This is a genomic window from Streptomyces sp. MH60, assembly GCF_002939385.1.
Lineage (GTDB): Bacteria > Actinomycetota > Actinomycetes > Streptomycetales > Streptomycetaceae > Streptomyces.
Map to the genome: position 1 here is coordinate 74,481 of NZ_MULI01000007.1, position 15,418 is coordinate 89,898.

13 protein-coding genes are annotated in these 15,418 nt (G+C 73.8%); 4 read left to right on the top strand and 9 right to left on the bottom strand.

Annotated features, from left to right (window positions below):
- The first annotated feature begins 75 nt into the window (after positions 1-75).
- Positions 76-1,374, top strand: a complete 1,299-nt coding sequence (locus BZZ08_RS07570; protein WP_104631358.1) for a PAS domain-containing protein — start codon at positions 76-78, stop codon at positions 1,372-1,374.
- Between the two features lie 35 nt (positions 1,375-1,409).
- Here BZZ08_RS07570 and BZZ08_RS07575 read toward each other — a convergent pair whose 3' ends face one another.
- Positions 1,410-2,930, bottom strand: coding sequence for a DNA-binding protein NsdB (locus BZZ08_RS07575; protein ID WP_104631359.1), 1,521 nt, complete (start codon positions 2,928-2,930; stop codon positions 1,410-1,412).
- Between the two features lie 297 nt (positions 2,931-3,227).
- Here BZZ08_RS07575 and BZZ08_RS07580 point away from each other — a divergent pair, with 297 nt between their 5' ends.
- Entirely contained in the window at positions 3,228-4,370 is a 1,143-nt protein-coding gene (locus BZZ08_RS07580; RefSeq protein WP_198601346.1) for an aminoglycoside phosphotransferase family protein, read from the top strand.
- A gap of 309 nt (positions 4,371-4,679) precedes the next feature.
- Entirely contained in the window at positions 4,680-6,599 is a 1,920-nt protein-coding gene (locus BZZ08_RS07585; RefSeq protein ID WP_104631360.1) for an N-acetylmuramoyl-L-alanine amidase, read from the top strand.
- Positions 6,600-6,621: 22 nt separating this feature from the next.
- Here BZZ08_RS07585 and BZZ08_RS07590 read toward each other — a convergent pair whose 3' ends face one another.
- The 6 genes from BZZ08_RS07590 to BZZ08_RS07615 form a co-directional block, all read right to left on the bottom strand.
- Positions 6,622-7,119, bottom strand: coding sequence for a hypothetical protein (locus tag BZZ08_RS07590; RefSeq protein ID WP_104631361.1), 498 nt, complete (start codon positions 7,117-7,119; stop codon positions 6,622-6,624).
- 58 nt (positions 7,120-7,177) lie between these two features.
- The gene (locus BZZ08_RS07595; RefSeq protein ID WP_198601347.1) at positions 7,178-7,780 is read right to left on the bottom strand and encodes a CGNR zinc finger domain-containing protein; all 603 of its coding nucleotides are present in this window, start codon (positions 7,778-7,780) and stop codon (positions 7,178-7,180) included.
- 35 nt (positions 7,781-7,815) lie between these two features.
- On the bottom strand, positions 7,816-8,718 hold the full coding sequence (locus BZZ08_RS07600; RefSeq protein ID WP_104631363.1) for a universal stress protein: 903 nt from the start codon (positions 8,716-8,718) through the stop codon (positions 7,816-7,818).
- Between the two features lie 83 nt (positions 8,719-8,801).
- Positions 8,802-9,044: a DUF397 domain-containing protein gene (locus BZZ08_RS07605; RefSeq protein ID WP_104631441.1), complete on the bottom strand. Its 243-nt coding sequence runs from the start codon at positions 9,042-9,044 to the stop codon at positions 8,802-8,804.
- Between the two features lie 37 nt (positions 9,045-9,081).
- Positions 9,082-9,987: an alpha/beta fold hydrolase gene (locus tag BZZ08_RS07610; RefSeq protein ID WP_104631364.1), complete on the bottom strand. Its 906-nt coding sequence runs from the start codon at positions 9,985-9,987 to the stop codon at positions 9,082-9,084.
- 50 nt (positions 9,988-10,037) lie between these two features.
- Positions 10,038-11,555, bottom strand: a complete 1,518-nt coding sequence (locus BZZ08_RS07615) for an acyl-CoA synthetase (RefSeq protein ID WP_104631365.1) — start codon at positions 11,553-11,555, stop codon at positions 10,038-10,040.
- Positions 11,556-11,727: 172 nt separating this feature from the next.
- On the opposite strand from BZZ08_RS07615, the gene BZZ08_RS07620 reads away from it, so the two are divergent.
- Entirely contained in the window at positions 11,728-13,503 is a 1,776-nt protein-coding gene (locus BZZ08_RS07620; protein ID WP_104631366.1) for a serine hydrolase domain-containing protein, read from the top strand.
- A 51-nt stretch (positions 13,504-13,554) separates the two neighbouring features.
- Here BZZ08_RS07620 and BZZ08_RS07625 read toward each other — a convergent pair whose 3' ends face one another.
- Together BZZ08_RS07625 and BZZ08_RS07630 are read right to left on the bottom strand one after the other, a co-directional pair.
- Positions 13,555-13,746 carry a DUF2795 domain-containing protein gene (locus BZZ08_RS07625; RefSeq protein WP_052837259.1) on the bottom strand — a complete coding sequence of 64 codons (192 nt, stop codon included), beginning with the start codon at positions 13,744-13,746 and terminating at the stop codon, positions 13,555-13,557.
- Between the two features lie 82 nt (positions 13,747-13,828).
- The gene (locus BZZ08_RS07630) at positions 13,829-15,400 is read right to left on the bottom strand and encodes a phytoene desaturase family protein (protein WP_198601348.1); all 1,572 of its coding nucleotides are present in this window, start codon (positions 15,398-15,400) and stop codon (positions 13,829-13,831) included.
- Positions 15,401-15,418 lie beyond the last annotated feature (18 nt).

The following is a 15,418-nucleotide window of genomic DNA, read 5'->3' on the forward strand; positions in this document are numbered from 1 at the left end:
TGTGCAACAGTCGTAACGGTCCTTCCGTCCGCCTCGGTTCCCCTTGGTCGTACCGTCAGCACATCGGAGTGCGTCATGTCGTCCCATCTCTCCGCGGACCACCCGGCCGCCCAGCCACCGGGACCCGGCTCGGTCGAGGCGCTCATATCGCAGGCCCGGCGGCTGCGGGGCGACGTGGACGCCGTACGGCGGGACAGCCAGGACGACACGACGGACTCCCGGGGCCGCTGGCAGCGTGCTCTGTACGATCTGGCGCTGCACCAACTCACCGACCTTGACGCGCACTTGGCGCAACTGCGGGACGGTCCCGCACCCGCGCCCCGCGCCGGTTCCCTGCTCAGCCGGGTCGGCAGCGCGGAGTGGAACCTGCTGACGGACGAGGCCGAGTGGTCCGGGGAACTCTTCGGCATCCTCGGCCGCGACCCCGCGTCCGTCCCGCTCAGCCTCGACGAACTCCCGTCCCTGGTACTCACCGAGGACCGCCCGAAGCTGACCGCGATGGTCACGGACTGTCTCGTCGACGGCCGGCCCATCGACGGCGAGTTCCGCGTGGTGCGCCCCGACGGAACGGTACGCACCGTGCACATGATGGGCGAGCCCGTCCTGGACGCCGACGGCAGCACCGCCTCGATGTGGGCGGTGCTCCGGGACGTGAGCGAACTGCGCCGCAGCCAGCGGGCGGTGAGCGAGACCCATGATTCGCTCCGGCACCCTCCGCCGCCGCCCTGGCACGGTCTGCTGCGGTTCCCGGAGGCGGGACGGCCCGGCCTGGACCTGGCCGCCGCTCACCTCCCGCCGACGTCCGCGACTGCTCTGCGGCCCCGGTACGACGGGTGGTACGACGCGTGTCCGCTCGGGGCCGGCGACGAAACCCTGCTCACCGTCGGCGACTTCGGTCGCCCGGAGACCGAGGCACACGGCCCGGCGGTGCTGATCGGCGCCCTGCGCGGCCTGGCGCTGGCCGGCACCCGGCCCGCGCGGCTCCGGGACCGGCTGGCCGAACTGCTCCGGACCACGGCCCTGCCGCCTGTGCACGACGCCGTGTACTGCGGCTTCCGGCCGGACACCCGCACCCTGACCTGGGCCCGCGCCTCAGGCCCCGCCCCGCTGCTCTTCCGCGGCGGAACGGGGCGTGGACTGACCGGACAGGACGGGCCGTCCGGGCAGGCCGAGGCGACCCTGGAAGCGGGCGACCTGCTGCTCCTGCACACCGGGGCACTCGAACCGGCGGCCGTGGAGCTCCTCCTCTCACTGGCCCCCCGCCTGACCGGGGCGGGCTCCGCCCAGGACGGCGCACGGATCGTGACACGGGAACTCGGCGGGCTTCCGGGTCGTGGGGACGCCTGTGTGCTGATGGCCCGGGTGACGCCGTAAGAACTGCGGGAGTCCCGCGTGAAGGGCGTCGTCGCCTACGCCGGCGCGATGCTGCCGCCCGGCCCCTTCCCCTTGGGCGACCTGCCGGGTGACTTGTCCTTCGGCAGGGCCAGCTTGATCTCCTCCCGCAGCTCCTGGATCTTCGGGAAACCGGCGTACTCGGCGGTGAGCCGGTACATCTGGCGCAGCCGGTCCCAGGTCCGCTGGGAGGAGTTGGACCCCATCGACACCAGGGCCAGACGCGCGTACCGGTCCGCCTGTTCGGGGTCGTCGGCGATGAAGCAGGCGGAGGCCATCGACAGGTAGTCGAAGATCTTCGACCGCTGCCGACCGTCGATCCTGAGGGCCAGGGCCTTGTCCGCGTAGTGCTGGGCGTGCGCGGCGGCTCCCGGTTCGAACTCGGCGAGCGTCCGGTAGGCCAGGGCCTGCATGCCGTACAGGTCCTCCTCCTTGAACGTCTGCATCCAGTCCGGGGTCGGCGCGTCCGCCTTGTCGGAGACGAAGAGGTCCTCGGCCCGTCCCAGGGTGCGGCGCATCGCCTGGCCCTTGCCCATGGATGCCTGCGCCCAGGCCTCGATGGTGTACAGCATGGCCTTGGTACGTGGCAGTACCTGTTCGCCGGAGCCGGACTGGGCGAGTTTCATGAGGTCCAGTGCCTCGTCGGGACGCCCCAGGTGCACCATCTGACGGGCCGCCCGGGAGAGCGCCTCGCCCGCCCGGGGCCGGTCGCCGCCCTCGCGCGCGGCGTGCGCGGCGATGACGAAGTACTTCTGGGCCGTGGGTTCCAGGCCGACGTCGTGCGACATCCAGCCCGCGAGGACGGCGAGGTTGGCGGCGACGCCCCACAGGCGCCGCTGGAGATGGGGTGGGTGGTGGTAGGCGAGCATGCCGCCCACCTCGTTGAGCTGGCCCACCACGGCCTTGCGCTGGAGACCGCCGCCGCGGGCGGCGTCCCAGGCGCGGAACACCTCGACCGAGCGCTCCAGTTCCTCCACTTCCTGCGACCCGATGGGGGCGGCCTCGTAACGGTCGAACCCGGCGGGGTCGGCGTGCAGGGGTTGGTGGGGGACGGGAGCGTCGGCCGCCAGGGCCGGATCGGTGTGCAGCCAGTCGTGCATGGCGCTGCTGAGTGCGGAGCCCGCGGCGAGCGCGGCGCCCGCGCCCACCAAGCCGCGTCGGTTGAGCATGAGGTCCATTCCCGTGAATTCGGTGAGGACCGCCGCAGTCCGCTCGGGCGCCCACGGCACGCCGTCGGGATGTTCTTCGCTCCCGCCGGGTGGCCGTTTCCCCGCACGCCCGTGCCGGACCAGACCGAGGTCCTCGATGGTCACGACACGGCCGAGACGCTCGGTGAACAGGGCCGCCAGCACCCGCGGCACCGGATCGCGCGGGATCTCTCCCATGTCGATCCACCGCCGCACCCGCGAGGTGTCGGTCGCCAGCTGGGGGTGGCCCATGGCCGCCGCCTGCCGGTTGACCAGCCTCGCGAGTTCGCCCTTGGACCAGCCGGCCAGGCCGAACAGGTCCGAAAGACGGGTGTTGGGTTCTCCGCTCACGTCAAGCCCCCAGGTTCTCGGCTGAGTTGACAGTAGCCCCGTGCAGGTTGCCGGGCGACTATTCGCCACCGTTCGCCAGGGTGCGCCAGATGGTGTGCCACGGGCGGCCGGGTGTCAGGTAGGAATGCGCCACCCCGACCCGGTCGCCGTGGGGGTACTCCCCAGGGTGGCCCCGGGCGGCCGGTCGGGCGGCGCGACGGCTTTCGGGAGAAGCGCCCTCCGCCGGCGAACGGGCCGGACCTGACCGGTACTTCTTCAGACAGGCACAGCAGGCACACGAAGGGATCTGTCTCGCCCATGTACGCAGCATCGTCCTCCGTGTCCGCCCCGCAGCGCTCGCTGCACCCCCGCCCGACGGCGGGTGGCGGCCCCTATCTCGCCCCCGCGCGTCCGGCGGCCCCGGTGCTCGGGGCCGGCAGGGCGCGGCTCGGCGCGGGGCCCGGCACCCAGCCGCTCAGCGGAAGAATCGACCTGTCCGGCCCCCAAGGGGCCCAACTGCGCACGGCGATCGCCGCCGTGCACCGGATCTGCCCCGAGTTCTCCCCCGTGCAGGTACTGCGGCGCAGCGGGCGGTCCGTGCTCCTGGTCGGCACGACCGGACGCAGCACGGCGGTGGCCAAGTGCTTAGTGGACCACTCCCCCGCGTGGGCGGAACGCAGCCGGCACGAGATAGGGGCATACCGCTCGTTCGTCCGGCAGCGCCCCCCGGTGCGGGTGCCGAGACTGATCGCGGCGGACCCGGACAACGGCACGCTGGTCATCGAGCGGATGCCCGGGCGGGTGGCGGCGCTGCAGCGGCACCCCCTGGAGGCCCCGCCCCGGGCCGACATCAGGGCGGCCATCGGGGCGGTCTGCCGACTCAACGCGTGGCGGCCGCCGGCCGGCACCTTCGACGCGCCGCTGGACTACGCGGCCCGGATCTCCCGCTACCACGAGCTGGGGCTGCTCACCGACCGGGACCTGGGCGACCTGCAGAAGCTGCTGCACGGCATCGCCCACGCGGGCGGCCGCCAGGGCATGGGCCAGTTCTGCCACGGTGACGCGCTGCTGTCCAACGTCCTCATGTCACCGGCCGGTCCGGTGCTGGTGGACTGGGAGCACGCGGGCTGGTACCTGCCGGGCTACGACCTGGCGACCCTGTGGGCGGTCCTCGGCGACGCCCCGGTGGCCCGCCGTCAGATCAGCCAGATCGCCCAGTCCTCGGGCACGGCGGCGCGTGACGCCTTCCTGGTGAACCTGATGCTCGTACTGACCAGGGAGATCCGCACGTACGAGACGGCCGTGCAGCGTTCGATGCACGACACGGTCGCGGCACCGTCGGCGCCGGCCCATCCCGGTGCCGCGCCGACCGGCGAGGAGCAGCGGCTGCTGCTGCGCCGACTGCACGACGACTGCCAGATGGCCCGGCGGGCCGTGCGGGCGGCGGTCGGCACGCGCTGACGGCAGGGACGAGAGGAAGACGACGGTCCGCGGTGCGCCCCCAGGTGGGGCGCACCGCGGTTTTCGCGTGTGCGCCCCCAGGTGTGTGCAGAGGCCATTGGTGTACGCCACTGACGCCGTGCAGGCCGGTGGGCCGCCGCCACGAAACTCGCCGAACCCCTTGCTGACGTGGGAAATCGCCGCCATGACGGCATGATTGACGGATCGTCCGACCGCCGGGTACCACTGACCCACGCCCGGCCCCGCACCCCCGCCACGCCCCGTCATGCCCGACCGTCACAGGAGGCCGCTTTGCGAGGATCCCCCGTCGTGCCCGCCCTGGCCACCGCGGCTCTGCTGCTGCCGCTGCTCGGCGCGGCACCGTCCGCCGCCGTGTCCCCGGACGCGCCACCCGCCCCGGACCGCCTCCAGCGGGCGTTCGCCACCGCGGCGGCCGAGTACCACGTGCCCCAGAGCGTCCTGCTCGGCGTCTCCTACCTTCAGACCCGCTGGGACGCGCACGGCGGCGCGCCCAGTGTGACCGGCGGCTACGGCCCGCTGCACCTCACCGACGCCCGCACCGCCCTGGCCGGGGCGTCGCACCACGGCGGGGGCTCCGAGGACCCGCGCGGCGACGACGCGCGCGCCGCACTGCACCCGAAGGGCGGCGCCCCCGCGCCGTCCGCCGGCCTGCCGGCCCGGCTGACCACACTGCCGAGGGCCGCCGAGCTGACCGGGCTGAGCGCCGAGGCGCTGCGCACGGACCCGGCCGCGAACGTGTCCGGCGGTGCCGCGCTGCTCGCCGCCGCGCAGCGGGAACTGGGTGAGCCGCTCAGTGCCGACCCGGCCAACTGGTACGCGGCGGTGGCCCGTTTCTCGGGCGCGGAGGACTCCGCGACGGCGGCGGCGTACGCGAACGACGTGTACGACATCATCCGTACGGGTGAGCGGCGCACCACGGACGCCGGCCAGCGGGTCTCCCTGGCCGCCCGCCCCGACGTGGCGCCGGACGTCTCGCAGCTGGGCGACGCGGGCCTGCGCGCCGCGTCCGCGGCCGGCACGGAGTGCCCGACGTCGGTGTCCTGCGAGTGGGTTCCCGCGCCGTACGAGGAGTTCGGCGACGGCGACTACGGCAACCACGACCTGGGCAGCCGGCCGGCCTCCCAGCGCATCCGCTACATCGTCGTCCACGACACGGAGGGCACCTGGAACGGTGTGCTCAACCTGGTCCAGGACCCCACCTATGTGTCCTGGAACTACACGTTGCGCTCCACCGACGGCCACATCGCCCAGCATGTGAAGGCCAAGGATGTGGCCTGGCACGCGGGCAACTGGTACGTCAACGCGGGGTCGATCGGCCTGGAGCACGAGGGCTTCCTGACGGAACCGGACACCTGGTACACCGAGGCGATGTACCGGTCGTCGGCGCGGCTGGTGAAGTACCTGGCGAAGAAGTACGACATCCCGCTGGACCGGCAGCACGTCCTCGGCCACGACAACGTGCCCGGCACCACCACGGCGACGATCCCGGGCATGCACACCGACCCGGGCCCGTACTGGGACTGGCGGCACTACTTCCAGCTGCTCGGCCGCCCCTTCGAGCCGACCGCCGGCAAGAAGTCCACCCTGGTGACGATCCGCCCCGACTACGACGCCAACCGGCCCGCGTACACCGGCTGCGAGACGGCGGGAGTGCCCTGCCCGGAGCACGGCTCCAGCGAGGTGCGGCTGTACTCCGACCACGACGCGAACGCGCCGCTGATCAAGGACATCGGTCTCGGCACCACCCCCACGACCGGGGTGAACGACCTGTCCTCCCGGGTCTCCACGGGCCAGCAGTACGCGGTGGCCGACCGCTGGGGCGACTGGACGGCCATCTGGTACCTGGGTCAGAAGGCGTGGTTCCACAACCCGGCCGGGAGCCCGGCGGCGGTGCCCGCGTCGGGACGGGTGCTCACTCCGAGGAAGGGTCTGGAGAGCGTCCCGGTGTACGGGCGCGCGTATCCGGAGAAGGCCGCCTACCCGGCGGACGTGCCCGCCCAGGCGGTGTCGCCACTGCCGTACACCCTGTCCGCCGGGCAGAAGTACGTGGTCGGTGAGAAGGTGCCCGGCGAGTACTACTACGCGGTCACCTTCGACGAGGCCTCCCACCGGGTGGTGACCGGCAAGGACCAGTACTACGAGATCCAGTACGGCCACCGGGTCGCGTACGTGCGCGCCGCCGACGTGACGGTCTCGGCCGTGCGGTAGCGCCGGGACGGGGGGCCGGGTCTCAGCCCTGCTGGAAAAGCTCCGCCGGGAGCGGCTTCAGCAGGGCGTACAGGTCGTCGGTGATGGGGCGGTCCCAGGCGGCGATGGTCACCAGGACGCCGTCGCTGCGGTCGAACTGCACGCAGGAGATCCTGCCCTCGGAGAGCTTGAGGCGGCGCACGATGAGCAGGTTGTCGCCCTGCATCACGGGGACGTCCTCGGCGCCGACGACCGTGATCTCCTCGTCGTTCTCCAGCGCGAGCAGCAGTTGGGCCACCTCGAAGGGGATCTCGCCCTCGGGGACCTCGCGGGCCGGGGAGCCGTCCGGGAGGTTGCCGATGATCATCGCGGGGCCGCGGCCGCCGAACAGGTCGTAGCGCAGGAAGACGCCCTGGCAGCTGCCGTCGGGCGCGGGCAGCAGACCGGCGCCGAGGTTGCCGGGCCAGTCGCCCGGGTCCATGGCCAGTACGTCGAAGTCGGGCCCGGCGGGTGTGGCGCTGCGGCGGCGGAGGAACGACATGCCGCAATGGTACGTGGCCGAGGACCCCGGGCGACGTGCGGGCGGCCGCCCGGCCGGGCTACGCGGTCCGCCGGTGCCGGTCCTGGTGGCGGGCCACCCTGGCCCGGTTGCCGCAGGAGGGCTTGCACCACTCCTGACGCGGGTGCTCCTTGAGGAAGTAGCGCACGCAGCGCGGTGCGTGGCAGGCCCGCAGCCGCTGCCGGTCGGGCCCCGCGAGGAAGCCGATCACGGCCTGCGCGAGGGCGGCGGCGAGGTCGGCCCGCGTGCCCTGCGCGGGCGCGGCGCGCACGACGGGCTCGGCGGCGTCGGTCCAGGCCAGGACGGGGACCGTGGGGGTACGGGCGGCGGCCTCGTTCAGGAGCCGCAGGGCCTGGGGTACGGGCAGCAGCCGGGCGGCGTCCGCGGGGCTCGGCTCGCCGGGGCGCACGGCGCGGGCGAAGAGGGCCCGGGTGGCGGCCCGTACGTCGCGTACGGCGGCCAGGGCGGGCGCGTCGGCCGCGAAGACCGCGGTGTCGGGCAGGACGCCGGGGTGCGCGGAGACCCAGGCGGTGAGTCCGGCGGGGTCGGCCAGGTCGTCGGCGATCCCGCCGTGTCCGTCGTGCCGTACGGTCAGCGCGAGGTCGAGCGCGATCCGGGTGTCCGTGCCGGGCGAGTCCTGCATGGGGCCGATGATAGGCACGCCGGACGGGCCGGCTGTCACTCCTCCGGGGGAGCCGGTGGCACCACCGCGATCGGGGCCGCCGCGTGCAGCAGCACGGCGTGGGTGACCGAGCCCATCATGCGGGCGGGAGCCAGCAGGCGCCGGCGGTGACGGCCGACGACGACCAGGTCGGCGTCCCTGGCGGCCGCGACCAGGTTTCCGGCGGCGTCGCCGGGCACGACGTGGGTGTCGGCCCGGACGCCGGGGTGGCGTCCGCGGTAGGGGGCGAGCAGGCCGTCGGCCAGGACCCGCGTCTCGCTCTCGACGGAGACCTCGTCGATCACCAGGGGCATCATCTGACCCGCAGCGGCCCAGGTCTGCACCGGCCACGGGTAGGCGGCGACCACCTGGAGGCGGGCGCCGCGCAGCTCGGCCTCGGTGAAGGCGAAGGTCAGCGTGGCGTCGTCGGGGCTGTCCACGTGGAGGCCGACCACCACGCGCGGTCCGGGTTCGGCGGGTGTCTCGCCGGGGCCCTCGCGCCCGGGGCGGGGCACCACCACGACGGGGCACTCGGCGTCGCGGGCGGCGGCCATGCCGTTGGAGCCGAGCAGCAGGCCGGTGAAGCCGCCCCGGCCGCGGGAGCCGAGGACCAGCAGCTGGGCGTCGGCGCCCAGCTCCGGCAGCAGGGCGCCCGGTACGCCTTCCATGCCCACGTACTCCGTCGGCACGGCGAAGGCCCGCCCCTGGAGGTGCGCGCGTGCCTGGTCGAGCGCCGGGTCCTCGGCGGTGTCCGGCGGGCCCGCGACGAGGACGTCGGTCTGGGCCCAGGCGGCGTACTGGCGGACGTGCACCACCCGCAGGGGTGCCTCGCGCCGGTGGGCGGCGTCGAGCGCCCAGTCCAGGGCGCGCAGGCCGTCGTCGGAGCCGTCGACCGCCGCGATGACCGGCAGGGTGCTCATGGGTCCTCACCTCCGGAGTACGGACTTCCCCCCGGCGGCGGACCGAACACCCGGGTTCGGCCGGTCGGCGCACCCCGATGTGTCTACGTGAGGTCGAACTCCCCTTCCCGCGCTCCCGACACGAACGCGCCCCATTCCGCCGGGGTGAAGATCAGGGAGGGGCTCTGCGGGCTGCCGCTGTTCCGCATGGCGATGAACCCCTCGACGAAGGCGATCTGGACATCCCCCGGGCCCCGGCTGCTGGACTGCCACTGCGCGTTGCTGAGATCCAGCTCGGGTTTGTCCCAGCCCATGAGCGGGCGCTGGTGGGTGGTGCTCTCGGCCACGTCCGTGCTCCTCCCGGTTGCGTCGTGCGCGGCCAGCCTAGCGACCGGGTCGGACCGCCGACAGGCCACGTGGGGAGTGCTTTGCCAAGAGATGCGAGGGAGATCCGTCCGGCCCGAGGAAGGCGGCGACCCGATGGGCGAACCACCGCGGGTCGTCCAGCCACGGGTAGTGCCCGCCGCCGGGCTGGACGGCCAGCTCGGCATGCGGGAACACCTCGGCCAGGCGGCCGGCGAGGTCCGGGTCGGGGCCGCCGTCGCGCTCACCGGCGAGGACGAGGACCCGGGCGGGGCAGCGGGCGAGGGCGGCGCGGGTGGCGGGCGGGTCGAAAGCCTCCGGGGACAGGTAGACGTCGCCGGCCTCGTCGTTGCTCTCCTCGTCAGCACGCGCGTCGTGTTCGCGGGCCGTGTCGTCCCAGCGGCCGAAGAAGAAGGGGGCGAACACCGGATCGAAGTCGCCGGTCCCGGCCAGCCAGGCCCGGAAGGGTCCGATGGCCTCCTCGAACCAGGGCTCGTCCGCGTGCAGGAGCGCCGCCCGGAGCCGGTCCTCGGCCGTCGGCGGCATGTCCAGGGCCCAGGGGGTGGTGGTGACCAGGACGAGGCGGGACACCCGTGCCGGGTGGCGGGCGGCGTACAGCATCGCGAGGCTGCCCCCGGCCGAGTGCGCGAGGAGGTCCACGCGTGCGAGGCCGAGGTGCTCGCGCAGTGCCTCCACGTCGTCCACCAGCCGATCGCAGCGGTACGTCGCCGGGTCTTCGGGGACGGCGGAGTCGCCGGTACCGCGCAGGTCGAGGAGGACCAGCCGGCGGTGTTCGGCGAGGCCCCCGAGGCCGCCGAGGTAGGCGGAGGCGCGCATCGGTCCGCCCGGCAGCACGACCAGCGGGCTGCCCTCGCCCCGCACGTGGAAGGCGAGGCGTGTCCCGTCGTACGCGGTGAAGGTCTGCACGGCGCCGATCCTCACCGGTCGCCGCCGCGCCGCGCAACGGAGTTGTCGGGTCAGGAGCCGGCGAAGCGGTCCCGCAGCTGCCTCTTGAGGATCTTTCCGCTGGCGTTGCGCGGCAGGGCGTCCACGAACCGCACGCGTTTGGGTGCCTTGAACGCGGTGAGCTTCTCGCGGGCGTGGGCGATGAGTTCGTCCTCGGTGACCTCGCCGCGCGGGACGACGACGGCCGTGACCGCCTCGATCCACCGCTCGTCGGGCAGGCCGATCACGGCCGCCTCGGCGACGGCGTCGTGCGTGTAGAGGGCGTCCTCGACCTGGCGGGAGGCCACCAGGACGCCGCCGGAGTTGATGACGTCCTTCACGCGGTCGACGATCGTGTAGTAGCCGTCCGCGTCCCGTACGGCGAGGTCGCCGGAGTGGAACCAGCCGTCGCGGAAGGCGGCCTCGGTCTCCTCGGGCTTGTCCCAGTAGCCGTCGCACAACTGCGGGGACCGGTAGACGACTTCGCCGGGTGTGCCGTCGGGCACGTCCTTGCCGTCCTCGTCGACCACGCGCGCGTCGACGAACAGGACGGGGCGGCCGCAGGAGTCCATGCGGCCCTCGTGCTCGTCCGGGCCGAGGACGGTGGCGAGGGGACCGATCTCGCTCTGGCCGAAGCAGTTGTAGAAGGCGAGGTTCGGCAGGCGGGCGCGCAGCCGCTCCAGGACGGGCACCGGCATGATCGACGCGCCGTAGTAGGCCTTGCGCAGGCCGTCGAGGTCGCGGGTGGCGAAGTCGGCGCGGTTCGCGAGGCCGATCCACACGGTCGGCGGTGCGAAGAGGCTGTCCACGCGGCCCGCTTCGATCAGGTCGAAGAGCCGGTCGCCGTCGGGCGCGTCCAGGAGGATGTTGGTCGCGCCGACCGCGAGGTAGGGCAGCAGGAAGACGTGGATCTGCGCCGAGTGGTAGAGCGGGAGCGCGTGCGCGGGGCGGTCTCCGGCGCCGAGGTCGAGGGCGGTGATGGCGCTCAGGTACTCGTGCACCAGCGCACGGTGGGTCATCATCGCGCCCTTGGGCAGCGCGGTGGTGCCGGAGGTGTAGAGCAGCTGCACCAGGTCCTCGGCGCCCGGTTCGGGGCCGTCGTACGCGGGCGCCGCGGCGAGGCGGGCCAGGAGCGAGTCGTCGGTGTCGCGCAGCGGCAGGGTGCGGGTCCCGCCGGGGAGCCGGGCAGCGAGGCCGGGGTCGGCGAGGACCAGGGTGCTGCCGGACTGGCCGACGAGGTAGGCGAGGTCGTCGCCGGTGAGGTTCTGGTTGACCGGGACGTGCACCAGGCCCGCGCGGGCGCAGGCCAGGAACGCGATCAGGTAGGCGTCGGAGTTGTGGCCGTAGGCACCGACCCGGTCGCCGGGGGACAGCCCCTCGGCCAGCAGGACGCTCGCCGCGCGGGAGACCGCGGTGTCCAGCTCCTCGTACGTCCAGGAGCGGTCGCGGTACTCCACCGCGACGCGTGCCGGGGTGCGTCGGGCGCTGCGCCGCAGCACCCCGTCGACAGTGCTGCCGGTGCTGCCGGTGCTGCCGTGTCCGGGCGTCATGTCCTGATCCTCGGCCGGTGGCGGGGGCGGGTCAAGCGGTGCGTCCGGCCCGTCGGCTCCTCGCATCCGCTCCGTACGCCCCATTGACACGACCCGTCACTGACAGGAAAGTTTCACTCCGCACGGCGATCCGGGAAAGATACTTTCAGCTTCGGCGGCGGGAGACTCTTCGATGGCCGGTCAGGCGACGAACGGATTCACACGGCGTCAACTGGGCGCCGGAGCCCTGGCCCTGGGAGGTGCCCTGGCCATCGCCCCGTTCGCGGCCGGGCCGGCACAGGCCGCCTCCGACCGGGGCCGCCGCCCCACCCTGCGGCACGGCACGGCGGAACGCGCCGGACTGCTCCCGGGCCATCTGCGTCAGCTCGTCACCGACGCCGAGACGTTCCTCGGCCCGTCGCCCGTGCACCCGTGGTACGCGGGCGCCGTGCTGCTCGCCGGGCGGGGCGGCACGGTGGCGCTGCACGAACCGATCGGCATGGCGGTGCGTTACCGGGCCTACGACGAGGCGAGCGACACCGGCGTGGAGTTCCCGGCGGGTGAGCAGATCCCGATGGCCCGGGACACGGTGTTCGACCTCGCGTCGATCTCCAAGCTGTTCACCTCGATCCTCGCCGTGCAGCAGCTGGAGCGGGGCGCGCTGGAGCTGGAGGCGCCGGTCGCCTCGTACCTGCCGGACTTCGGCCGGGCGGGCAAGCAGGGCGTGACGGTCCGCCACCTGCTCACGCACACCTCGGGCTTCCGGGCGTGGATCCCCCTGTACAGCGCGCCGACGTACGAGGAGAAGGTCCAGCTCGTCTACGACGAGGCGCCGGTGAGCGCCCCCGGCACGGCGTACCTGTACTCGGACCTGAACATGATCTCGCTCCAGCTGGTGCTGGAGAGGGTCACGGGCCGCGCCCTGGACGTGCTGCTGCGCGACGAGATCACGAAGCCGCTCGGTCTCACCCGCACCCGCTACAACCCGCCCGCCTCCTGGCGGCCGGGGATCGCCGCCACCGAGGACGCCCGCAAGCCGTGGTCCGGCCTGGACCGCGGTCTGGTGTGGGGCGAGGTGCACGACGAGAACGCCTTCAGCCTGGGTGGCGTCGCCGGTCACGCCGGGGTGTTCTCCTCGGCGTGGGACCTCGCGGTCCTCGGTCGTACGCTGCTCAACGGCGGCTCCTACGGCCGGGAGCGCATCCTGCGGCCGGAGTCGGTGGAGCTGATGTTCACCGACTTCAACACCGACTTCCCGGGCGACGCGCACGGCCTCGGCTTCGAGCTGTACCAGCACTGGTACATGGGCGCGATGGCGACACAGCGCACGGCCGGGCACACCGGTTTCACGGGCACCTCGCTGGTGCTCGACCCGACGACCGACTCGTTCCTCGTCGTGCTCGGCAACTCCGTCCACCCGGTGCGCGGTTGGCGTTCCGGGTCTGCTCCGCGGGTGGCGGCGGGCACCAACCTGGCGCGGGCGGTGCCGGTCCGTCCGGCCCACGGGCGTACGGCGTGGTTCTCGGGGACGGCGAGTTCCGCCACGGCCACGCTCGCGCTGCCCGCCCTGGACACGTCGGCCGGCCGGGCCCGGCTGCGCTGCGCGCTGTGGTGGGACACCGAGCCCGGGTCGGACACCCTGGTCCTGGAGGCGTCGACCGACGGCGGCGCCGGGTGGAGGCCCGTGCCGTTCACCACCACGCGCCCCGGCGAGGCGCCCCGGGAGCACCCGGAGGGCTCGGCCACCGGCTGGTCGGGGCGCGTCTGGCACCGGCTGAGCGCCGGACTCCCGGCGGCGCGCGGCCTTGCCCTGCGCTGGCGGTACACGACCGACCGGCTGTACGTGGGACGCGGGGCGTACGTCGACGGGCTGCGCGTGGAGGCGGCCGGCGACGTCCTGTTCCACGACGCACGCCCGGCGGACGCGGCGCGCGTGGACACGGTGGGGTGGACGGCGTCGGCCGACTAGCCGGTCCTGGCGCCCGGGGACCGGGCGGGTCTCGGGGACCGGGCGGGTCCGCTAGCCGTTGAAGACGGCCTTCTGCACCTCGTTCGGTCCGTCGAAGCTGTTCTCCTTCAGACCGTCGAGACGGCTGACGACCTTGTCGTCGGCCTTGTTCTTGCGGGCGCGGTCGACCAGCGACTTCTTGTCCGCCGGGTAGTCCATGCCGTTGAGGGCCTTCTGCAGGTCGATGGGGCTGAGGTCCGCCATGACGGGCTCCTTCGTCGTACGGGTGTCGGGTACGGAATTTCCGTTATGTCGCGGTACCCAGCCCCGCCCCGCGCATGCGCCCTCAGCCCCCGGTGCCGTCCAGCACCGCCATCGCCGCGTTGTGTCCCGGCACCCCGCTCACCCCTCCCCCGCGCACGGCGCCCGCGCCGCACAGCAGGACGTTCGCCTGCCCGGTCTCCACTCCCCAGTGGCCGGTGCCCTCCTGGGCGTGGGGCCAGGACAGCTCGCGGTGGAAGATGTTCCCGCCGGGCAGGCGCAGGTCGCGTTCCAGGTCGAGCGGCGACCTGGCCTCGACGCAGGGCCGCCCGTCGGCGTCGGTCGCCAGGCAGTCCGCGAGGGGCTCGGCGAGGTGGGCGTCGAGCTGGGCGAGGGTCGACTTCAGCAGTTCCTCGCGTACGGCGTCGTTGTCCCGGGCGAAGAGGCGGGCCGGTGTGTGCAGACCGAACAGGGTGAGGGTGTGCATGCCCCTGGCGGCCAGGTCGGGGGCGAGGATCGTGGGGTCGGTCAGCGAGTGGCAGTAGATCTCGGAGGGCGGCGCGTCGGGCAGTTCACCGGCGGCCGCCCGGGCGTGCGCGGCGGCCAGTTGGCCGTAGCCCTCGGCGATGTGGAAGGTTCCGGCGAAGGCCTCGCGCGGGTCGGCCTCGGGGTCGCGCAGCCGCGGGAGCCGGGTCAGCAGCATGTTCACCTTGAGCTGGGCGCCCTCGGCGGGCGGGGGCGGCGCCTGGCCCGTGAGCGCCGCCAGTTCCCGCGGGGAGGCGTTGACCAGGACGTGGCGGGCGGCGGCGACGTGCTCGCCGTCGGCCGAGCGGTAGGTGACCTCGGCGGTGTGCCCGTCCGCGTCGATCCGCACCGCCTCGTGACCGGTGGCGAGCACGGCACCGGCGGCGCGGGCCGCGCCGGCCAGCGCGTCGGAGAGGGCGCCCATGCCGCCGACCGGCACGTCCCAGGCGCCGGTGCCGCCGCCGATCACGTGGTAGAGGAAGCAGCGGTTCTGGACCAGCGAGGGGTCGTGGGCGTCGGCGAAGGTGCCGATCAGCGCGTCGGTGAGGGCCACGCCCCGGACCAGGTCGTCGGCGAAGTGCTCCTCGATCGCGACCCCGACCGGCTCCTCGAACAGGGCCCGCCAGGCCGTCTCGTCGTCGACCCGGCGGCGCAGTTCGTCCCGGGTGGGCAGCGGTTCGGTGAGGGTCGGGAAGACCCGCTGGGCCACGTGGCCGGTCATGGCGTAGAAGCGCTGCCACGCGGCGTACTCCCGCTCCGAACCGGTGAGCCGGGCGAAGGACTCGCGGGTGCGGCGCTCGCCCCCGCCGACGAGGAGCCCGGTGGGCCGCCCGGCGCGCTCCACGGGCGTGTACGAGGAGACGGTGCGCGCACGCACCCGGAAGTCCAGGCCGAGGTCCCGCACGATCTTCCTGGGCAGCAGGCTGACCAGGTACGAGTAGCGCGACAGCCGTGCGTCGACCCCGGCGAACGGCCGGGTGGACACGGCCGCTCCGCCGGTGTGGTCCAGCCGTTCGAGGACCAGTACGGAGCGCCCGGCCCGGGCCAGGTAGGCGGCGGCGACCAGGCCGTTGTGGCCGCCGCCGACGATGACGGCGTCAAAGGTGCGGGAGGTGCGGGGCGGGGTCGTCATGGCTCTTGGTAACACGGC